This window comes from Marinibacterium sp. SX1, assembly GCF_050389775.1.
Classification (GTDB): domain Bacteria; phylum Pseudomonadota; class Alphaproteobacteria; order Rhodobacterales; family Rhodobacteraceae; genus Marinibacterium.
In genome coordinates this window covers 4489034-4509125 of the sequence record NZ_CP177144.1, presented here as the reverse complement: position 1 = coordinate 4509125, position 20092 = coordinate 4489034, and the positions used below count along the sequence as shown (strand labels likewise).

Below are 20092 nucleotides of genomic sequence, written 5' to 3'. Positions count from 1 at the left end.
CGACCGGAGGCAGCCGGAAACCGGCTTGGAAGCTGAAGGGCGCCGACTTGGGGCCACGGCCCGGGGCCAGCGGCTACGGATGTCGGTCCGGGCGGGCGCCTGGCCCGCCTTGGGCCCTTACCCGTCAGACCCTTGAGGAGCCCGTCAGACCCTTGAGGCACGAACCAGTCAGACCCGTGGCGCACCGTCGGGGCGGCCCTGATCGATCAGGGCCTTGGCCCACCGGTGGGGTGGCTCGGCCGGTCAGACCTTTGGCCCACCGGTCGCCTAGCCGGTCAGGCCCTTGACCTGGGCATCCAGCCAGAACCGGGCCTTGTCGATGAGGTTGACCAGACCGTTCAGCGCGCCATCCAGCGCCGGCACCTTCTGCGACAGCATCGGCGCGTTGAGATAGAGCAGCACGACCAGCACGGCCAGGATGACCATCGTCGCGAAGCCCCGGGCAAAGCTGTTGCCCGTGGGCGCGTCATCCTCGTTCAGCTCGTCCATCTCGGCCCGCCGGGTCAGCTGCTTGCCGCCGTCCGAGCGCAGGGTCGAATTGATTTCCTCGATGTCGGGCAGCAGGTCGCGGCGCGAATGGACCTCTTCGGCCTCGGCCGCTCCCCGGCGCAGGCGCTCGGCCCGGTCGCGGGCCCGCGCGGCGACGGTCGAGGTTTCCAGCCCCAGCTCGGGCTGGGTTTCCAGCGGGTCGGGCGCATCGGTCGCGCGCAGGCGCGCTTCGTGCTGGGCCTCTTCGCGCAGGATGTCGGCCACCGACGGGTCAATCTCGCGCCGGTCCGCCGGCGCCTCCGGCGCGGCTGCGGGCGCAGGCCGGGGGGGCGGCGCGATGACCGTCCGGTCGTCGTCGTTCTCCTCGGGCCCTGCGGGCGCCTCGTCCGACATATCCCCGGCCGGATCGTCGTCCGCCGCGCGGCCATCCGCCGCTTCGCTCGGCGCTTCCGGCGCGTCCTGCGGAAAATCGGGATGGTCCTGGAACCAGGTCACGCCGCAATTGGAACATTGCACGTCACGCCCGTCCTGCGGGATGACCTCTTCGGGAACCTCGTATTGAGCCCCGCAGTTCGGGCATGTGATCCGCATCCTGCCTCCGTCTCCGCTCGCCTCTGGCCGGCCCCGGTACATCGCCGGGACATGTCATTCTGTCCCGGCCGTAGCCGATTTCGCAATCTCCGACAATTGCCCTGCCCACATCGGTCCGCCAAAGTCGCGCCATTGCAACTGCTTTGCGGCTGGGGCATGAGGTTTCCCAAAGCGAAGGGGGCAGACGTGATCGAGCTGGAGCAGGTGGGCTATTCCTACAGCGGTGCCGAATTGTTCGGCGACGTCTCGCTGCAATTGCCGCCGGGGTCGTTCCACTTCCTGACCGGGCCATCGGGCGCGGGCAAGACCACGCTTCTGCGCCTGCTCTACGGCGCGTTGCGGCCGACCACCGGGCGGGTGCGGGTCTTTGACACCGACCTGGCCGGGCTGGACCGTGACGGGCTGGCGCTGATGCGCCGGCGGATCGGCGTCGTGCACCAGGATTGCCAGTTCCTCGATCACCTGCCGCTGGCCGACAACCTGGCCCTGCCGCTGACCGTGTCGGGCCGCGATGCCACCGCCGAGGCCGGCAACCTGCGCGAGCTGATGTCCTGGGTCGGCCTGTCGGCGCGGGCCGATGCCCTGCCGCCGGAACTGTCGGGCGGCGAACGCCAGCGGGCGGCCCTGGCCCGGGCGATCATCATGTCGCCCGATGTCATCATCGCCGACGAGCCCACGGGCAATGTCGACTGGGACATGTCCCAGCGCCTGTTGCAGCTGCTGGTCGAGCTGAACCGCATGGGCAAGACCGTCGTAATGGCCAGCCATGACCTGGCCCTGATCCGCGCGGCCAAGACCCAGGTGCAGACCCGTGTGCTGCGCATTTCCAACCGCCGGTTGCAGACAGCGGGGGCCGACCTGTGAGCACGCGCGACATCAAGGATCTCAGGACCCTGTTGCTGGGTGATGCCCAGGCCGACCGGGTGGTGCCGCCGACGGGGTTCACCGCCCGGCTGACGCTTTTTGCATCGGGGGCCATGGCCTTCCTCGCCGTCTTTGCCCTGGCCCTGTCGATGGCCTCGGGCCGGCTGGCCACCCGCTGGGCCGACGAGCTGGCCCGTTCGGCCACGGTGCGCATCTCGGCCCCGGCCGACCAGATGGCCGCCCAGACCGAAGCCGCCCTGCGCCTGTTGCGCCAGACCCCGGGCGTGGCCAGCGTGCGGGCCTTTACCGACGAGGAACAGGCCGCCCTGCTGCTGCCCTGGTTCGGCCCCGACCTGCCGCTCGACGACCTGCCCGTGCCCCGGCTGATCGAGGTCATCGAAACGGCCGACGGGTTCGACCCCACCGGCCTGCGCCTGCGCCTGCAGGCCGAGGTGCCCGGCGCCGTGCTCGATGACCATACCCGCTGGCGCCGGCCGCTGGTCGTGGCCGCCGACCGGCTGCGCCTGCTGGGCTGGGTGTCGATCCTGCTGATCGGCGGCGCCATGGCGGCCATGATCACCCTGGCCGCCAATGCCGCCCTGGCCGCCAACCGCCAGGTCATCGAAGTGCTGCGCCTTGTCGGGGCCCGCGATGCCTATATCGCCGGAGCCTTTGTCCGCCGCTTCACCCTGCGCGGGCTCTTTGGTGCCACCGTCGGCATGGGTTGCGGCCTGCTGGGCATCCTCTTCCTGCCCCAGGTCTCGGACGAAGGCGGGTTTCTCACCGGCCTGGGCTTTACCGGCCCGGGCTGGCTGCTGCCCCTTGTCATTCCCGTCCTGGCAGCCGTCGTGGCCTTTCTTGCCACCGGCTTTGCCGCCCGCCGCACGCTGAGGTCGCTCGCATGATCCGCTGGCTGATCTCTGCCGTCTTTCTCGTCCAGATCTATTTCGTCATGCTGGTCCTGGGCATCGTCTTTGCCCCCTGGGCCCTGGTGTCGCCCGAAGGCGCCCGCACGGCCTGCGGGCTATATTGCCGCTGGGTGTTCTGGTCGGCCCGCTGGATGATCGGCCTGCGCACCGAGGTCCGCGGCCAGGTCCCCCAGGGCGAGGTGCTGATCGCGGCCAAGCACCAGTCTTTCCTCGACATCCTCATGCTGTTCGATGCCTTGCCCCGGCCCAAGTTCATCATGAAACGCGAATTGCTCTGGACCCCGATCATCGGCATCTACGCCAAGCGCCTGGGCTGCGTGCCCGTCGACCGTGGCAAGCGGGGCGCGGCGATAGCCAAGATGATCGACGATGTAGCCGCCGGCCGTGCCGATCCCGGCCAGTTGGTCATCTATCCCCAGGGCACCCGCGTCGCCCCCGGCGCCCATGTCCGCTACAAATCCGGCGCCGCCGCGCTTTATGCCCAGTTCGGCCATGACTGCGTGCCGACGGCCACCAATGTCGGTCTGTTCTGGCCGCGCAAGGGCATCGCCAAGTATCCCGGCCTGGCGGTTGTCGAGATCCTCGACACCATTCCGCCGGGCGTCGAGCACCATGCCTTCATGGACCAGCTGGCCGAGCGGATCGAAACGGCCAGCGATGCGCTCATGGCCGAGGCCGGTTTCCAGCTGCCCCCACAGGGCTGATCGCCCGCCCGCGTCACCACGCCGTTTGATCGCCCCGCCGGCCCGCGTTACACCGGGCTCGCGGGCCGGGCCCTGCCGTCCGGCCGCATGTTCCCGTGACGGCCACCGGCCAGGGCGCGCCAGGCGCCCGGAAAGTGACAGATGGATTTCATCGACGATATCGCCGCGCTCGAAGCGCTTTACGGCACCCCGGGCCAGCCGGCCCTGCGCAAGGTGGTCGACCGGCTGACCCCGCTCTACCGGCGCTGGATCATGGCCTCGCGGCTTTGCATGCTGGCCACCGTCGGCCCCGAGGGCACCGATTGCAGCCCGCGCGGCGACGATGGCCCGGCGGCGCTGGAGCTGGACGAGCGCACCCTGGCCCTGCCGGACTGGCGCGGCAACAACCGGCTGGACAGCCTGCGCAACATCCTCCGCGATCCGCGCGTGTCGCTGATGTTCCTCGTGCCCGGGTCGAACAATGTCGTGCGCGTGAACGGCCGGGCCCGGCTGACCGCCGATGCCGGCTTGCGCGCGCGGTTCGACCGCCAGGGCCGCCAGCCGGCCACGGTCATCGTCATCGAGATCGCCGAGATCTACAGCCAATGCGCCCGTGCCCTGATCCGCGCCCGCACCTGGACCAGTGGCGACGAAAGCGCCGATCTGCCCAGTGTCGGCGCCCTGCTGGCCGAGGCCACCGCCGGCGAGGAAGGCGGCGCGGCCTATGACCGGGCCTGGCCGGAGCGGGCAGCCAAGAGCATGTGGTGACCGGGGGCAGGGGGCGCCCCTGCTGAAGCGATTGGCAACCCTCCGCGAGGATGCGGAGGATTGCGCCCGGCCGGGCCTCGCGCCCGATGCCGGGCTTGGCCCGGGCGGCGGGCCCGGCGTATCACGGTCAAAACCAGGATCGCGCCCTTGCCCATGACGTCCCATTCCCCGCTTGCCCGGCCGCTCGCCCTGCGCTGCGGTGTCGTGCTGAAGAACCGGATCGCCAAGGCGGCCATGTCCGATTCCCTTGGCGATGGCGCGGGCAATCCGACAGAGGACCAGGTTCGGATCTATGACCGCTGGGCACGGGGCGGCCTGGCCCTGTCGATCATCGGCGAGGTGCAGGGCGGGCCGGATTATCCCGAAAAGCCCGGCAACCTGGTGATCGACGGCCATTCGGATCGCGCGATGCTGGGTCGCCTGGCCCGGGTCGGCGCCGGTGATGGCGCCCAGCTCTGGCCCCAGCTGGGCCATGCCGGGGCCATGGCCGATCCGGCGATCGGCACGCCCCGGGGGCCAAGCGCGCTGGATCTGCCCGGCCTGCGTTGCGAGGCGCTGACGGCGGCCGAGATCGAGGCGCTGCCCGGCGAATTTGCCCGTACGGCCCGCCTGGCCCAGGGCCTGGGCTTTGGCGGTGTCGAAATCCACGCGGCCCATGGATTCCTGTTCAGCCAGTTCCTCTCGCCGCTCTTCAACCGGCGCAGCGATGCCTATGGCGGGGCGCTGCACAACCGCATGCGGCCGCTGATGGAGAGCATCGATGCCGTGCGCCGGGCGGTCGGGCCGCAATTCCCGGTTGGGATCAAGATCAACACAACCGATCAGCTCGACGGGGGGCTGGCCGAAGACGAGGCGCTGGAGGTGATCGCGGCGCTCGACGAACGGGCGGTCGACCTGGTCGATCTGAGCGGCGGCACCTATTTCCCCGGTGCGGCCTCGTCTTCGGACCGGGCCGGGGGCGGGCCCTATTTCCTCGATTTCGCCGCGCGTGCCCGGGGCCGAACGACGATCCCCCTGATGGTGACCGGCGGGTTCAAGACCCTGGCCCAGGCCGAAGACGCCGTGGCCGGCAAGGCCGCCGACATGGTCGGGCTGGCCCGGGCACTGGTGCTCGACCCCGAATTGCCCGCCTCTTGGCTGGCTGGCCAGCGCCCCGCGCCCCGGTTTCCCCGGTTCGATGCTCCACCCGAAGGCGGGGTCACGGCCTGGTACACGATGCAGATCACGCGCCAGGCCCGCGGTGACGCGGCGCTTGCCCCTGAGGATCTCGATGCCGCGCTGGCCGAATATACCCGCCGCGATGCCGCGCGGCGTCCGCTCTGGTCCGCCCGGCCACACTGACCTTACTCCCCCGGCCTTGCGCGCGGCCAAGCTCCCACCCGCCCTGGCGGCACACTTGCGGTCCGCTCAGCGCGGGCCCACCCCGCTTGCCCGCGCCCAAGCCCTTGCCCACAGCTCACCGTCACCGTCACCGTCACCGTCACCGTCACCGTCACCGTCACCGTCACCGTCACCGATTACCGATTGGCAGACCCGCCCCGCCGGCCTTTCGACGCTTCACTCCATGGCCCTGCCCGCAATGCCCCATGCACGGGACAGCGCCTGCCCTCCTGCTTCTTTCTCCTCTTAAATATCCGGCCGACGCTCCGCCAAACCGCCCGCCGACCAAGAAAAAAAGAGCCGCCCTCCCGGACGGCTCTTCCCATTCCCTGCGGATCTCTCGGATCAGCTGTGGATCGGCCCGTCGCCACAGGCCAGCGCCGCTTCGCGCACCGCTTCCGAATAGGTCGGGTGGGCGTGGCAGGTCAGGGCCAGGTCCTGGGCCGCGGCGCCGAATTCCATCGCCACGCAGACCTCGTGGATCAGGTCGCCGGCCGCCGGCCCGATGATATGCGCGCCCAGGATCCGGTCGGTCTCGGCATCGGCCAGGATCTTGACGAAGCCCTCGGCGGCAAAGATCGCCTTGGCCCGGGCATTGCCCATGAAGGAAAACTTGCCGACCTTGTACTTGCGCCCGGCGTCCTTGAGCGCCTCTTCGGTCGCGCCGACATTGGCCACCTCGGGATGGGTATAGATCACGCCCGGGATCACGTCGTAATTCACGTGGCCATGCTTGCCCGCGCAGACTTCGGCCACGGCCATGCCTTCATCCTCGGCCTTGTGGGCCAGCATCGGCCCGGCGATGCAATCGCCGATGGCGTAGATCCCCGGCACCGAGGTCTGCCAATGGCCGTCGACCTCGATCTGGCCGCGCGCCGACAGCTTGACGCCAAGATTGTCCAGGCCCAGCCCCTCGGTGAAGGGCTTGCGGCCGGTGGCCACCAGCACGGTATCGGCGGCCAGCTCGTGCTCGCTGTCGTCCTTGCGCAGCTTGTAGGTCACCTTGGCCGAGCCATCCACGACCTCGGCCTTCTGCACGGCCGCGCCCATGATGAAATCGAGGCCCTGTTTCTTGAGCATCTTCTGGAACTGGCGCTGCACCTCGCCATCCATGCCCGGGGTCACCACGTCGAGGAATTCGACGACCGTCACCTTTGCGCCCAGCCGCGCATAGACCGAGCCAAGCTCGAGCCCGATCACGCCCGCGCCGATCACCACCATGGATTTCGGCGTATCCTTCAGCGACAGCGCGCCGGTCGAGGTCACGATGGTCTCTTCATCGACCTCGACGCCCGGCAGGCTGGCCGGTTCGGAGCCCGAGGCGATGATGATCGACTTGGCCCCGTGCACCTCGTCGCCCACCTTGACCTTGCCGGCCTCGGGGATCGAACCCCAGCCCTTGAGCCAGGTGATCTTGTTCTTCTTGAACAGGAATTCGATGCCGCCGGTGTTGCCGTTGACGACGTCCTGCTTGTAAGCCTGCATCTGTGCCCAATCGACCTCGGGCTCGCCGACTTTCAGGCCCATCGTGCCGAAATTGTGCTGTGCCTCGTGCAGCTCGTGGGTCGCGTGCAGCAGCGCCTTGGACGGGATGCAGCCGACGTTCAGGCAGGTGCCGCCCAGGGTTTCGCTGCCCTCGACAACGGCGGTCTTCAGGCCCAGCTGGGCGCAGCGGATGGCGCAGACATAGCCACCGGGGCCGGCGCCGATGACGATCACGTCGAATTCTGCCATGTGTTTGTCCTTTCTGTTTCCGTGGGGCAGGGGGCGCTGCCCCCTCGGCGCTGCGCGCCTTACCCCCGAGGGTATTTTTCCCAAGAAGAAGTCATAAGAGCGCCGCGATCAGCATGAGCATCGTGGCGGCAAAGCCGAAGGCCCAGATCAGCGACCGCCAGGGCGCCCAGCCCAGAACGTAGGCTGGGACATAGGCGATGCGGGCGGCCAGGTAGATCCAGGCGCAGGTGGCGGTGAGGCCCGAGGATCCGTCGCCCAGGACCACCACGACCACGGCGAGGGTGAACAGGATCAGCCCTTCGAAATGGTTGTTCAGGGCGCGTTGATAGCGCCCCGCCCGCCCGGTCAGCTGTCGGGGTTCATCCCGGGGCGATGCCGCGTATCTCGTGCCGACCTGCTGTTGCGCAGTGATGGAATAGGCCGCGAATTGCAGCCCCTGGAGCAGGCCGGCCAGGGCAAGTACGACAAGTTCCGGTGTCACGGTCCGATCTCCTTCGCCTTCCGCCAGCCTGCGCCGGGGGTGTAGGGCGGGGCTTGCCCCGCCGCTCCCTTACAGATCCATCAGCAGACGGCGGGGATCTTCCAGCGCTTCCTTGACGCGCACCAGGAAGGTCACCGCGCCCTTGCCGTCGACGATGCGGTGGTCGTAGCTCAGCGCCAGGTACATCATCGGGCGGATCTTGATCTCGCCGCCGATGACCATCGGCCGGTCCTGGATCTTGTGCATGCCCAGGATGCCCGATTGCGGGGGGTTCAGGATCGGCGAGGACATCAGCGAGCCATAGACACCACCGTTGGAGATGGTGAAGGTGCCGCCCTGCATTTCCGCCATCGACAGCTTGCCGTCACGGGCGCGTTTGCCCTTTTCGGCGATGGCCTTCTCGATCTCGGCAAAGGACATGGCATCGGCGTCGCGGATGACCGGAACGACCAGGCCCTGGGGCGTGCCGGCGGCCACGCCCATGTGCACGAAGTTCTTGTAGACGATGTCGGTGCCGTCGATCTCGGCGTTGACTTCCGGGACCTCTTTCAGCGCGTGGCAGCAGGCCTTGGTGAAGAAGGACATGAAGCCCAGGCGCACGCCGTGCTTCTTCTCGAACTGGTCCTTGTACTGGCTGCGCAGGGCCATGACCTCGGTCATGTCGACCTCGTTGTAGGTCGTCAGGATAGCCGCCGTGTTCTGCGCGTCCTTCAGGCGGCGGGCGATGGTCTGGCGCAGACGGGTCATCTTGACCCGCTCTTCGCGGCTGGCGTCCTCGGCGGCCACCGGGGCACGCGGGGCGGCGGCGGGTGCCTGGGGCGCCGGGGCCGAAGCCGCGGCGGCCACGGCCTTGGCCACGTCGTCCTTCATGATGCGGCCGTCACGGCCCGTGCCGGTGACCGCATCGGCCGAGATGCCGGCTTCGGCCATGGCCTTCTTGGCCGACGGTGCGTCTTCGACATCCGACCGGCCGCTGCCCGCGGGGGCGGCGGGGGCGGCATCGGCACCGGCGGGCTTGGCGGCCGGGGCCGCGCCCGAGGCCGAGATCACGCCCAGCTTGGCCGATGCATCGACCGTGGTGCCTTCGGCCGCGGTGATTTCCACCAGCACGCCGGCGGCAGGCGCAGGGACTTCGACCGACACCTTGTCGGTTTCCAGCTCGCAGAGCATCTCGTCCTGGGCCACGCTGTCGCCCACGGCCTTGAACCAGGTCGACACCGTCGCTTCGCTGACGCTTTCGCCCAGGGTCGGGACCATGACGTCGACGCTGTCGCCGCCGGCATCGCCGGCCGGCTCCGCCGGGGTGGCCTCGTCCTTCGGCTCGGCCGGGGCGGCGGCGGCTTCGCCGCCTTCCGCGATGGTGGCCAGCAGGGCATCGACGCCGACCGTCTCGCCTTCGGCGGCCACGATCTCGCCCAGGGTGCCGGCGGCCGGCGAGGGCACTTCGACGGTGACCTTGTCGGTCTCCAGCTCGCACAGCATCTCGTCGACGGCCACGGCATCGCCGGGCTTCTTGAACCAGGTTGCGACCGTGGCCTCGGTGACCGATTCGCCCAGGGTGGGCACGCGCACTTCAGTGGTCATGTGTTCAGTTTCCTTTGATCGTCAGCGCGTCGTTCACGAGCGCCTCTTGCTGTGCTTTGTGCTGGCTGGCCAGGCCCGTCGCGGGCGAGGCCGATGTGGCGCGGCCGACATAGACCGGCCGCTTGTGAACGGCGTCGGTCCGGCCGAGCACCCATTCGATGTTCGGTTCGATGAAGGTCCAGGCGCCCTGGTTCTTGGGCTCTTCCTGGCACCAGATCATCTCGGCCTGCGGGAAGCGTTCCAGTTCCTTGACCAGCGAGATTGCCGGGAAGGGATAGAATTGCTCGATCCGCAGCAGGTAGATGTCGTCGATGCCGCGCGCGTCGCGCTCTTCGAGCAGGTCGTAATAGACCTTGCCCGAACACATCACCACGCGCTTGATCTTGTCGTCCGACACCAGCTGGGTGTCCGAATTGCCGTGCTGTGCATCGTCCCACAGCACCCGGTGAAAGCTGGACCCGGTGGTGAAATCGGCCGCCGTGCTGACCGCCAGCTTGTGGCGCAGCAGCGACTTGGGCGTCATCAGGATCAGCGGCTTGCGGAAGGACCGGTGCAGCTGCCGGCGCAGGATGTGGAAATAGTTCGCCGGCGTCGTGCAATTGGCCACGATCCAGTTGTCCTGGCCGCACATCTGCAGGAAGCGTTCCAGCCGGGCCGAGCTGTGTTCCGGGCCCTGGCCTTCGTAGCCATGCGGCAGCAGAACCACCAGGCCCGACATCCGCAGCCATTTCGATTCACCCGAGCTGATGAACTGGTCGAACATGATCTGCGCGCCGTTGGCGAAATCGCCGAACTGGCCTTCCCACAGGGTCAGCGCGTTGGGCTCGGCCAGCGAATAGCCGTATTCAAAGCCCAGGACCGCGTATTCCGACAGCATCGAGTCGATGACCTCGTACTGGGCCTGGCCCGCACGCAGGTTGTTGAGCGGGTAATACCGCTCTTCGGTTTCCTGGTTGATCAGCGCCGAATGCCGCTGCGAGAACGTGCCCCGCGTCGAATCCTGGCCGGCCAGGCGCACCGGGTAACCCTCGGACAGCAGCGCGCCATAGGCCAGCGCCTCTCCGGTGGCCCAGTCAAAGCCCTGCCCGGTCTCGAACATCTGCTTCTTGGTTTCCATCAGCCGCGACACGGTGCGGTGCGCCGGGAAGCCGTCGGGCAGGCGGGTCAGCCCGTCGCCCAGTTCCTTGAGCGTTTCGGGCGTGATCGCCGTCTCGCCGCGCACGTATTCCTCGCCGTGCTTGTCCAGGTGCGACCAGCGCCCGTCCAGCCAGTCGGCCTTGTTGGGCTTGTAATCCTTGCCGGCCTCGAACTCTTCGTTCAGATGCGCCTGGAAGGCCGCCTTCATGTCCTCGATCTCGCCCTCGGGGATGAGCCCGTCCTTGACGAGACGCTCGGTGTAAAGGCTGAGCGTCGTCTTGTGGGTCTTGATCTTCTTGTACATGACCGGGTTGGTGAACATGGGCTCGTCGCCCTCGTTGTGACCGAACCGGCGGTAGCAGAAGATGTCGATGACCACGTCCTTGCGGAACTTCTGGCGGAACTCGGTGGCCACCTTGGCGGCATGCACCACGGCCTCGGGGTCGTCGCCGTTGACGTGGAAGATCGGCGCCTCGACCATCAGGGCGATGTCGGTCGGATAGGGCGAGGTGCGCGAGAAATGCGGCGCCGTGGTAAAGCCGATCTGGTTGTTCACCACGATATGGATCGTGCCGCCCGTGCGGTGGCCGCGGATGCCCGACAGCTGCAGGCATTCGGCCACGACACCCTGGCCGGCAAAGGCCGCGTCGCCGTGCAGCAGGATCGGGATGACCCCGGTCCGCGCATCGTCATGCATCTGGTCCTGCTTGGCCCGGGCCTTGCCCAGGACCACCGGGTTGACCGCTTCGAGGTGCGAGGGGTTGGCCGTCAGCGACAGGTGCACGGTGTTGCCGTCGAATTCACGGTCCGACGAGGCACCAAGGTGGTATTTCACGTCGCCCGAACCGTCGACATCCTCGGGCTTGAACGACCCGCCCTGGAATTCGTTGAAGATCGCCCGGTAGGGCTTGCGCATCACGTTGGCCAGTACGCTCAGCCGGCCGCGGTGGGGCATGCCGATGACGATTTCCCTGGCTCCCAGCGCGCCGCCGCGCTTGATGATCTGTTCCATCGCCGGGATCAGCGCCTCGCCGCCGTCCAGGCCGAAACGCTTGGTCCCCATGTATTTCACATGCAGGAACTTTTCGAAGCCCTCGGCCTCGACCATCTTGTTCAGGATCGCCCGGCGGCCTTCGCGGGTGAACTGGATTTCCTTGCCCAGTCCCTCGATGCGTTCCTTCAGCCAGGCGGCTTCCTCGGGATCGGAAATATGCATGTACTGCAGCGCGAAGGTGCCGCAATAGGTGCGTTTCACGATCTCCAGTATCTGCCGCATCGAGGCCACCTGCAGGCCCAGCACGTTGTCGAGGAAGATCGGCCGGTCGAGATCGGCCTCGGTGAAGCCGAAGGTACGCGGATCGAGCTCGTGGTGGTTTTCCGTGTCGCGCATGCCCAGCGGGTCGAGATCGGCGGCCAGGTGGCCGCGGATGCGATAGGCCCGGATCAGCATCAGGGCGCGGACCGAATCGAGCACGGCGCGCTTGATCTGCTCGTCGGACACCTCGGCGCCGACGGCCTTGGCCTTGTCCTGGATCTTCTTGGCGGCGCCCTTGGCCTCGGCCGGGGGGGCTGCCGGCCATTCGCCGGTCAGCGCGGCGGTCAGGTCGTCATCGGGCACCGGCGGCCAGTCACGCCGCGCCCAGGACGGCCCGCCGGCCTCTTTCTTGACGTCGATCTCGGTGTCGCCCAGGGCGCGGAAGAACTCGGCCCAGGCCGCGTCTACCTTGCCGGGATCATTGGCATATTCGGCATAGAGCTGTTCCAGGTACGCCGCGTTGGCCCCCTGCATGAACGAGGAGGCGTGGAAGAGGTCGTTGGGGCTTTGTTCTGTCATCGTCTTGCCTTCCTCTGGCAATCGGGGCTGCTGATCTTTGTCTTGCGTTCCGGCAAGTGGTGTTGTCGGTCCGGCACCGGACAAGATGGCCCCGGACGGCGGGATGTCATCCCCCCCGGGGTCAGGGCCGTGTCATATGCGTTGGCCCGGTCGGGCCTGCGGTCAATGTGCATGTGCCGGTATTTCGGTTTCAGAATGGTTACAACGGGCGGATTGTCTGGTTCGGGGCGGCTTTGCTGTTGCGATATGCGGGGTGGCGGGTCATCGGATCACGTCGGGTCATGGCGCATCACAAGAATTGGATCGTCACGCCCGAGCCCAGCCCACCGCATGCGGTGCCGTTGGCCGAGGTGTAGTGGATCCAGCCCTGGCGGTTGCGGGCGGTCGATACGGTGAAGCCGTCGCAGCCGGTTGTCGCGCCTGACGGCGCGCCGCCCAGCACGGCGCCGGGGTAGAGCGTGCCGACCAGGTTGCGCACGGCGCTGTCGGCTTCGGTCGGGGTGGTGAATTCCGAGCGGAACAGGCAATTGCCCTCGGGCGTGACGAGGCCGCGGGTGTCGTTTTTCATGAAGACGCGCATGCTGCCTTCCGATCCGGCGTCCTGCCAGCCGGCGGCGGTCAGCAGCTGGATGGCATTGGCCGCGTTGCCCCCGGCCTGCAGGCAATTGGCCGAGCCTTCGGCCTGGGCTGCGGCATTGATCTGGCGGCTGTCCTGGTCATAGCCGGCGGCCAGGCCCAGCCCGACGGTGCCGGCGACCAGCGTCGGCGTGATGACCCCTGTGCCGGCCGCAGCCGTGGTGGTGCCCGCTGCGGCGGCGGTCGTGCCGGCCGCGGCGGCGCTGCTGCCGGCCGATGCGGCCGCCGAAACGCCCGAGACGGCGGCGCTGGTGGCGCTGGCCGTGGTCGAGACGGCCGCCCCGGCGACATTGGCCGTGGTCGACACGGCGGTGCCGGCGACATTGGCGGCCGTCGACACGGCGCTGGTCGTGGCATTGACCGCAGCGCCCACGACCGACCGTCGGCCGCAGCCCGTCAGCGCGGTGGCCGCGGCCAGAAGGACAAGGGCAGAGACGACAGCACCCCGCCGGCCGGCCGGCAGCAGCCGGCGTCCCGGGCGGGGCGTTTCGTCAACCAAAGCTGAAACCGTCTCCATGACCCTTGTACTCTCCGCGAATGGGGGGATGTCCCGGTCCTGGGACATCCCCGGTTCTTGTCAGTGTCAGCCGATGGCCTTCAGCACGGCTTCGCCCAGCTGGGCGGGGCTTTCCGCGACAACGATGCCAGCCGATTTCATGGCTTCGATCTTGTCCTCGGCACCGCCCTTGCCGCCGGCGACGATGGCCCCGGCATGGCCCATGCGGCGGCCCGGAGGCGCCGTGCGGCCGGCGATGAACCCAGCGGTGGGCTTCCAGCGGCCCTTTTTCTTTTCGTCGGCCAGGAACTGGGCGGCGTCCTCTTCGGCCGAACCGCCGATCTCGCCGATCATGATGATGGCTTCGGTCTCGTCATCGGCCAGGAACCATTCCAGCACGTCCAGGTGCTCGGTGCCCTTGATCGGGTCGCCGCCGATGCCGACGCAGGTCGACTGGCCGAGGCCCACGTCGGTGGTCTGTTTCACGGCTTCGTAGGTCAGCGTGCCCGAGCGCGACACGACGCCGACCTTGCCACGCTTGTGGATGTGGCCGGGCATGATGCCGATCTTGCAGGCGTCGGGGGTGATGACACCGGGGCAGTTGGGGCCGATCAGCACGGATTTCGAATCCACCAGCGCGCGCTTGACCTTCATCATGTCGAGAACCGGGATGCCCTCGGTGATGCAGACGATCAGCTCCATCTCGGCGTCGATCGCTTCCATGATCGAATCGGCCGCGAAGGGCGGCGGCACGTAGATGACCGAGGCGTTGGCTTCGGTGACAGCCTTGGCTTCGTGGACCGAGTCGAAGACCGGCAGGTTCAGGTGCTCCATGCCGCCCTTGCCGGGGGTCACGCCGCCGACCATCTTGGTGCCATAGGCAATGGCCTGTTCCGTGTGGAACGTACCCTGCGAGCCCGTCAGGCCCTGACAGATGACTTTGGTATTTTCGTCGACGAGAACTGCCATGTCTGTATCCGTTCTTCCTTGCTTGTTTCTGTTCGCCCGCCGGTCGGCGGGCCCGGGCCCAATTCAGATCGTTGTGGGCCCTGTCGGGGTCGGCCGGGCGGGGCCGGGGCGTCGTGTCATTGCGCCACCTCCACCCGGTAGAAGCTGTAGTTGCGGTCCTGGTGCGGCGCCGGATAGGGCAGCGTCACCACGGAATGTTGAGCGAAATCGGCCTGGTCCCCCCGGGCGCTGACCAGCGCGGGCAGGGGGGCGGGCAGGTCGGCGGGGCGGTCGTCGCGGGCGCCCCAGATGGCGAAATCGGCCGGCCGGCCGGCCAGCAGGCCGGGCATGTCGGGCGTCACCACGGCCAGGTCGGGCCGCACGTTGCGCAGGTTGCCGGCGATCATCCGGTCGGACACCAGCACCAGCTGGTCGTTCAGCTCCATCGCTTCGGCCGCCCGGTCGAAGGGAATGGCCGCATGGGCCGGGTTGCGCCCGCCACGGGCCATGTTCAGCGGCAGCGCCACGGCCAGCGCCAGCATCAGTGCCGCGCCCAGGCCGAGGAACAGGTGAAACCGCCGGGCGGTCAGCCCGGCGCCCAGCCACAGGGCCAGGGCGGCGGGCACCAGCACCAGCACGGGCAGCAGCCAGCGCTCGCGCACTTCGGTCGCGCCCAGGGCAATCGTCAGCAGGCCGGTGGCCGCGATGGCCAGGATCACGCAGCGCTGCAGCAGGGCCCGGTCGGCATCGGTTTCGTCGCCGGCCGCCTTCCGCGCGGCGCGCAGGTCGAACCCGGCGAGAAAGGCCAGCACCAGCAGCCCGCAGGCCGACAGCAGGGCCATGCCGTATTCCCCGGCGGCCTGCACGACACGTTGCAGGTAGGGCGCCTGGGTGATGGCGAATTTCGAGGCGCCCGAGGTGGACACCGCCCAGTTGGACAGGATCCAGCCAGCGGGCAGGGCGATCACGGCCAGCGCCACGGCGGCGCAGAGCAGCCAGCCGCCCAGGTGCCCCCGGGCGCGCGGATCGAGCGCAATGGCGGGGATCAGGCCGATCAGCAGAATGGCAAAGTTCCACTTGGCCAGCAGCCCGGCGCCGATCAGCAGGCCAAGCGCGGCAAAGCCGGGCATCGTCGGCCGGCGCAGGGCGGCCACGGCCAGGCAGGTCGTCCAGACGGCCAGCGCGGTGGCCAGGACGGAATGGGTCAGGTCCTTCTGGGCCTCGTAGGACAGCGAGGGCAGCAGCAGCGCGCCGACCACCGCCACGGCGGCCAGGGTCGGCCCGGCGCGCAGCTGGCGCATCAGTGTCCAGACACCGAGATAGGTGCTGGCCAGCAGCCCGGCCTTGACGGCGGCCAGGCCCAGCTTGCCCGGTCCGGTGGCCTCGAACACGGCCATCTGGATCCAGGTATAAAGAGGGGGCTGCGTGCTGTAGCCCCACTCCAGAGCTTGCGTTGCGACCATCTGTTCGGCTTCGTCGATGGTCAGCCCGCCGGGCGCTGCCACCCGGGCCGCGCATTGGACGGCAAGATAGACGAGCACCGCCGCCGGCACCATGCGGGCCAGCCGATCGTCGCGGTCATGCGACCCTGCGATATCGATATGCTGCGTCATGCTCGTCATCTTGCTGTCCGCACCGGCCGGGCGCGCAGCCTCAGCCCTTGACCGCTTTCACGATCTTCTCGGCGCCGTCCTTGAGGTTCTCGGCGGCGATCACGGCGAGGCCGGAGGTGTTGATGATCTCCTTGCCCTGCTCGACATTGGTGCCTTCGAGGCGGACAACCAGCGGAACCTGCAGGCCGACCTCTTTCACCGCGGCGATCACGCCTTCGGCGATGACGTCACAGCGCATGATGCCGCCGAAGATGTTGACCAGGATGCCTTTGACGTTCGGGTCCGAGGTGATGATCTTGAACGCCTCGGTGACCTTTTCCTTGGTCGCGCCGCCGCCCACGTCGAGGAAGTTGGCCGGTTCCGCACCGTAGAGCTTGATGATGTCCATCGTCGCCATGGCCAGGCCCGCGCCGTTCACCATGCAGCCGATCTCGCCATCCAGCGCGATGTAGTTCAGGTCGTATTTCGACGCTTCGAGTTCCTTGGGGTCCTCTTCGGTCGTGTCGCGCAGTTCGGCGATGTCGGCGTGGCGATAGATCGCGTTGCCGTCGAAGCCCAGCTTGGCGTCGAGCACCTTCAGATCGCCGCTGTCGGTCACGATCAGCGGGTTGATCTCGAGCATCTCCATGTCCTTCTCGATGAAGGCCTTGTAGAGCAGGCCCATCAGCGCGACGCATTGCTTGACCTGGGCGCCCTTGAGGCCCAGCGAAAACGCGATGCGGCGGCCGTGGAAGGCCTGGTAGCCGGTGGCCGGGTCGACGGAGAACGACAGGATCTTCTCGGGCGTGCTGGCCGCGACTTCCTCGATGTCCATGCCGCCTTCGGTCGAGCAGACGAAGGACACGCGGCTGGTCACGCGGTCGACGAGCAGGGCCAGGTAGAGTTCGGTCTCGATGCCCGAGCCGTCCTCGATGTAGATGCGGTTGACCTGCTTGCCGGCCGGGCCGGTCTGGTGGGTCACCAGGGTGCGGCCGAGCATCTTCTTGGCTTCCTCGGCGGCTTCTTCCACCGACTTGGCCAGGCGCACGCCGCCCTTCTCGCCGGCATCGGCTTCCTTGAACGAGCCCTTGCCGCGGCCGCCTGCGTGGATCTGGGCCTTGACCACCCAGAGCGGGCCGTCGAGTTCGCCCGCCGCGGTCTTGGCTTCATCCGCCTTGAGGACGACGCGACCGTCCGACACCGGAGCGCCGTAGCTGCGCAGCAGGGCCTTTGCCTGGTATTCGTGGATGTTCATGGAAATCCGTCCCGTCTTGTGTGCGTTGATTCACCTATAAGCCTGCATGACGGGCGGGGTTAAAGATTTTCTTGCCGGAATGCGCATTTCGGCGGAAAAAAACCGGGTTTGTGATCACACGTTTTCGGGGTGTGATCACAAGTGGCCGGCTGGCAGCGCGACAGGCGATTCGCAAGATGTGATCGGCGGCGGGGCGGCATTCCCTTGCTTCCTCCGGCCGGGCTGCCTAGGAGGCTGACATTTGCCACGCGACACATTGCCAAGGTCAGGCCGCTTCATGTTGCATTCCCTCTTCCGACGGCTCAGCCTGTGGTCGGTCCTGGGGATCGTGCTGCTGGTGGCGGCCCTGTTCTGGCCTTCGGCCGAACGGACCGGGGACCGGTTGCAGGTCGTCCTGCCCGTTCTCGGGCTGGCCTGCGCCGCGGCGTCGGGGCGCGGCATGACTTACATCGGGAGATACATCTTGCTGGAAGCAGCGATCAAGACACCGAAGTTCGCCCTGGGCGATCTGGCGGTGAACCGCCGGCCGAACGGCGGATCGAAAGGGTTCCCCAGCGGCCACACGGCGGCCGCGACCTTTGGGGCGGTCGGGCTGACGCAGACCTGCCTGGCGGGCAATGCCCCGGCCCAGGGCGTGGCGCTGCTGGCTGCCGGGGCGACCGGCGCCTCGCGCGTCGAGGCCGGGGCCCATACCACGTTGCAGGTCGTGGCCGGCGCGCTGATCGGCTGGCTGGCCCAGGCCATGGCGCTGACCGGGCTCGACCGGCTGTCGCGCCGGGCGGGCGGGGCGATCGGCCGGGCGCTTGGCCGGTCGGGCGGGCGCCTGATGGCCGTGGCCCTGCTGGCCGGCGCCGGGATGATGGCCGCGCCGGCGGCGCAGGCCGAGCTGGAGCTGAGCTTTTACACCGGGTTCCAGAACGCCCACAGCAACGACGTGTCGGGCACCGATCCGACCGGCGTGGGCGATTTCAACTTCTCGGCCAGCTGGGACGGCAAGTCCTTCTCGGCCCCGCCCTATTACGGCGTCCGGGCGACCTGGTGGCGGACCGACGACTGGGGCTTTCACCTCGATTTCACCCATTCCAAGGCCTATGCCAGCGATGAAACCCTGGCGGCCACGGGCTTTGAGACGCTGGAATTCACCGACGGGCTGAACAACATCACCCTGGGCGTGTCGCGGCGCTGGCTGAACCAATGGTGGGGCCGGGCGACACCCTATGTCGGCCTGGGCGCCGGCGTGGCCTTCCCGCATGTCGAGGTGCAATCGAGCGCAAGCGCGACCAAGACCTTCGGGTACCAGGTCACCGGGCCGAACGTGGCCTGGCTGGCCGGGGTCAGCTATGCGCTGAACGACCGCTGGCGGCTGTTCGGGGAGTACAAGGGCACCTATTCCTGGCTGGATGCCGACCTCGACGGGGGCGGCAGCCTGGAAACCCAGATCTGGACCAACGCGGTCAACTTCGGGGTGTCGCTGGCCTTTTGATCCGGTCGTTTGACTTGTTCTGGCCTGATCTGACTGGCCGCGCCGGGCACCGGAAAATTCGAATTTTCCGGCCCGGAATTTTCGAAAATTCCGGGGGCTAAGCCGGGTCGAACTGGGCAAGCACAGCACCATCGACCAAGAAAAAACGCCTGCCGGCATGGTGACCGGCAGGCGTTTTCTTTTGTGGCCCGGCGCCGCGCGGGCGCCGGTGATCGCCGGGCTCAGGCCAGGGTTTCGTCGATGCCCTTGCAGGCCTCGACCAGGCCCTTGACGGCCGAAACCGAGCTGTCGAACATCTCTTGCTCTTCCTTGGTGAGCGTGATGTTGACGATCTTCTCGATGCCGCCGGCGCCGATCACGGTCGGCACGCCCACGTACATGCCCTTCACGCCCAGCTCGCCGTCGCAATAGGCCGCGCAGGGCAGGACGCGTTTCTGGTCTTTCAGGTAGGCTTCGGCCATTTCGATGGCCGAGGTGGCCGGCGCATAGAAGGCCGAGCCGGTCTTCAGCAGGCCGACGATCTCGGCGCCGCCGTCACGGGTGCGCTGCACGATGGCGTCCAGCTTTTCCTGCGTGGTCCAGCCCATCTGCACCAGGTCGGGCAGCGGGATGCCGGCAACGGTCGAGTACCGCACCGACGGCACCATCGTGTCGCCGTGGCCGCCCAGCACGAAGGCGGTGACGTCTTTCATCGACACGTTGAATTCGCTCGCCAGGAAGTGGCGGAAGCGCGCCGAATCGAGCACGCCGGCCATGCCGCAGACCTTGTGCGGGGGCAGGCCCGAGAATTGCTGCAGCGCCCAGACCATGGCGTCGAGCGGGTTGGTGATGCAGATCACGAAGGCGTCGGGGGCATGTTCCTTGATGCCTTCGCCAACCGATTTCATGACCTTGAGGTTGATGCCCAGCAGGTCATCGCGGCTCATGCCCGGCTTGCGCGGCACGCCGGCGGTGACGATGCAGACATCCGCGCCGGCGATGTCGGCATAGGACTGGGTGCCCGAAAGCGCCGCGTCGAAGCCTTCCGAAGGGCCCGATTCCGCGATGTCGAGGGCCTTGCCCTCGGGGGTGCCCTCGGCAATGTCGAAGAGCACGACATCGCCCAGTTCCTTCAGCGCGGCGAGATGGGCAAGCGTACCGCCGATCTGACCTGCGCCGATGAGCGCGATCTTGGGTCTGGCCATGGGATGGGTCTCCAATCCAGTGAA

Annotated in this window: 16 protein-coding genes; 6 read left to right on the top strand and 10 right to left on the bottom strand. The window is 67.9% G+C overall.

Annotated features, from left to right (window positions below; all coding sequences use genetic code 11):
• Positions 1-267 precede the first annotated feature (267 nt).
• On the bottom strand, positions 268-1080 hold the full coding sequence (locus ACK3BB_RS20355) for a zinc-ribbon domain-containing protein (RefSeq protein WP_428926469.1): 813 nt from the start codon (positions 1078-1080) through the stop codon (positions 268-270).
• A 186-nt stretch (positions 1081-1266) separates the two neighbouring features.
• Between ACK3BB_RS20355 and ACK3BB_RS20350 the strand changes: the two genes are divergently transcribed.
• The 5 genes from ACK3BB_RS20350 to ACK3BB_RS20330 all read left to right on the top strand — a co-directional run bounded on the left by ACK3BB_RS20350 (position 1267) and on the right by ACK3BB_RS20330 (position 5665).
• Positions 1267-1944 carry a cell division ATP-binding protein FtsE gene (locus ACK3BB_RS20350; RefSeq protein ID WP_428926468.1) on the top strand — a complete coding sequence of 226 codons (678 nt, stop codon included), beginning with the start codon at positions 1267-1269 and terminating at the stop codon, positions 1942-1944.
• The gene (locus ACK3BB_RS20345) at positions 1941-2849 is read left to right on the top strand and encodes a cell division protein FtsX (RefSeq protein ID WP_428926467.1); all 909 of its coding nucleotides are present in this window, start codon (positions 1941-1943) and stop codon (positions 2847-2849) included. The genes ACK3BB_RS20350 and ACK3BB_RS20345 overlap by 4 nt, the downstream gene beginning before the upstream one ends.
• Positions 2846-3577, top strand: coding sequence for a lysophospholipid acyltransferase family protein (locus tag ACK3BB_RS20340; protein WP_428926466.1), 732 nt, complete (start codon positions 2846-2848; stop codon positions 3575-3577). The genes ACK3BB_RS20345 and ACK3BB_RS20340 overlap by 4 nt, the downstream gene beginning before the upstream one ends.
• Before the next feature lie 141 nt (positions 3578-3718).
• Complete coding sequence (locus ACK3BB_RS20335; protein ID WP_428926465.1) at positions 3719-4324, top strand: pyridoxamine 5'-phosphate oxidase family protein; 606 nt, start codon at positions 3719-3721, stop codon at positions 4322-4324.
• A 153-nt stretch (positions 4325-4477) separates the two neighbouring features.
• Positions 4478-5665: an oxidoreductase gene (locus ACK3BB_RS20330; protein ID WP_428926464.1), complete on the top strand. Its 1188-nt coding sequence runs from the start codon at positions 4478-4480 to the stop codon at positions 5663-5665.
• A 384-nt stretch (positions 5666-6049) separates the two neighbouring features.
• Here ACK3BB_RS20330 and lpdA read toward each other — a convergent pair whose 3' ends face one another.
• The 8 genes from lpdA to sucC form a co-directional block, all read right to left on the bottom strand.
• Positions 6050-7438, bottom strand: a complete 1389-nt coding sequence (gene lpdA / locus ACK3BB_RS20325; protein WP_428926463.1) for a dihydrolipoyl dehydrogenase — start codon at positions 7436-7438, stop codon at positions 6050-6052.
• A 91-nt stretch (positions 7439-7529) separates the two neighbouring features.
• The gene (locus ACK3BB_RS20320) at positions 7530-7919 is read right to left on the bottom strand and encodes an MAPEG family protein (RefSeq protein ID WP_428926462.1); all 390 of its coding nucleotides are present in this window, start codon (positions 7917-7919) and stop codon (positions 7530-7532) included.
• Positions 7920-7988: 69 nt separating this feature from the next.
• Positions 7989-9503 carry a 2-oxoglutarate dehydrogenase complex dihydrolipoyllysine-residue succinyltransferase gene (gene odhB / locus ACK3BB_RS20315; RefSeq protein WP_428926461.1) on the bottom strand — a complete coding sequence of 505 codons (1515 nt, stop codon included), beginning with the start codon at positions 9501-9503 and terminating at the stop codon, positions 7989-7991.
• 4 nt (positions 9504-9507) lie between these two features.
• Complete coding sequence (locus ACK3BB_RS20310; RefSeq protein ID WP_428926460.1) at positions 9508-12474, bottom strand: 2-oxoglutarate dehydrogenase E1 component; 2967 nt, start codon at positions 12472-12474, stop codon at positions 9508-9510.
• 289 nt (positions 12475-12763) lie between these two features.
• The gene (locus ACK3BB_RS20305; RefSeq protein WP_428926459.1) at positions 12764-13627 is read right to left on the bottom strand and encodes a hypothetical protein; all 864 of its coding nucleotides are present in this window, start codon (positions 13625-13627) and stop codon (positions 12764-12766) included.
• Between the two features lie 66 nt (positions 13628-13693).
• Entirely contained in the window at positions 13694-14575 is an 882-nt protein-coding gene (gene sucD / locus ACK3BB_RS20300) for a succinate--CoA ligase subunit alpha (protein ID WP_428926458.1), read from the bottom strand.
• Positions 14576-14691: 116 nt separating this feature from the next.
• Entirely contained in the window at positions 14692-16176 is a 1485-nt protein-coding gene (locus tag ACK3BB_RS20295; RefSeq protein WP_428926457.1) for a glycosyltransferase family 39 protein, read from the bottom strand.
• 31 nt (positions 16177-16207) lie between these two features.
• Entirely contained in the window at positions 16208-17401 is a 1194-nt protein-coding gene (gene sucC, locus ACK3BB_RS20290; RefSeq protein ID WP_428926456.1) for an ADP-forming succinate--CoA ligase subunit beta, read from the bottom strand.
• Positions 17402-17678: 277 nt separating this feature from the next.
• Between sucC and ACK3BB_RS20285 the strand changes: the two genes are divergently transcribed.
• On the top strand, positions 17679-18884 hold the full coding sequence (locus tag ACK3BB_RS20285; protein ID WP_428926455.1) for a phosphatase PAP2 family protein: 1206 nt from the start codon (positions 17679-17681) through the stop codon (positions 18882-18884).
• A 221-nt stretch (positions 18885-19105) separates the two neighbouring features.
• Here the strand turns inward: ACK3BB_RS20285 and mdh are convergent, their stop codons facing one another.
• Entirely contained in the window at positions 19106-20068 is a 963-nt protein-coding gene (gene mdh, locus ACK3BB_RS20280) for a malate dehydrogenase (protein WP_428926454.1), read from the bottom strand.
• Positions 20069-20092: the final 24 nt, after the last annotated feature.

Excerpts from the sequence above, each read along its gene's own strand:
- mdh (WP_428926454.1), bottom strand. The coding sequence starts at position 20,068 with ATGGCCAGACCCAAGATCGCGCTCATCGGCGCAGGTCAGATCGGCGGT.
- ACK3BB_RS20285 (WP_428926455.1), top strand. The coding sequence starts at position 17,679 with ATGTTGCATTCCCTCTTCCGACGGCTCAGCCTGTGGTCGGTCCTGGGG.
- sucC (WP_428926456.1), bottom strand. The coding sequence starts at position 17,401 with ATGAACATCCACGAATACCAGGCAAAGGCCCTGCTGCGCAGCTACGGC.
- odhB (WP_428926461.1), bottom strand. The coding sequence starts at position 9,503 with ATGACCACTGAAGTGCGCGTGCCCACCCTGGGCGAATCGGTCACCGAG.
- ACK3BB_RS20310 (WP_428926460.1), bottom strand. The coding sequence starts at position 12,474 with ATGACAGAACAAAGCCCCAACGACCTCTTCCACGCCTCCTCGTTCATG.
- ACK3BB_RS20295 (WP_428926457.1), bottom strand. The coding sequence starts at position 16,176 with ATGACGAGCATGACGCAGCATATCGATATCGCAGGGTCGCATGACCGC.
- ACK3BB_RS20305 (WP_428926459.1), bottom strand. The coding sequence starts at position 13,627 with ATGGAGACGGTTTCAGCTTTGGTTGACGAAACGCCCCGCCCGGGACGC.
- ACK3BB_RS20355 (WP_428926469.1), bottom strand. The coding sequence starts at position 1,080 with ATGCGGATCACATGCCCGAACTGCGGGGCTCAATACGAGGTTCCCGAA.
- ACK3BB_RS20330 (WP_428926464.1), top strand. The coding sequence starts at position 4,478 with ATGACGTCCCATTCCCCGCTTGCCCGGCCGCTCGCCCTGCGCTGCGGT.
- ACK3BB_RS20335 (WP_428926465.1), top strand. The coding sequence starts at position 3,719 with ATGGATTTCATCGACGATATCGCCGCGCTCGAAGCGCTTTACGGCACC.
- lpdA (WP_428926463.1), bottom strand. The coding sequence starts at position 7,438 with ATGGCAGAATTCGACGTGATCGTCATCGGCGCCGGCCCCGGTGGCTAT.
- ACK3BB_RS20340 (WP_428926466.1), top strand. The coding sequence starts at position 2,846 with ATGATCCGCTGGCTGATCTCTGCCGTCTTTCTCGTCCAGATCTATTTC.
- sucD (WP_428926458.1), bottom strand. The coding sequence starts at position 14,575 with ATGGCAGTTCTCGTCGACGAAAATACCAAAGTCATCTGTCAGGGCCTG.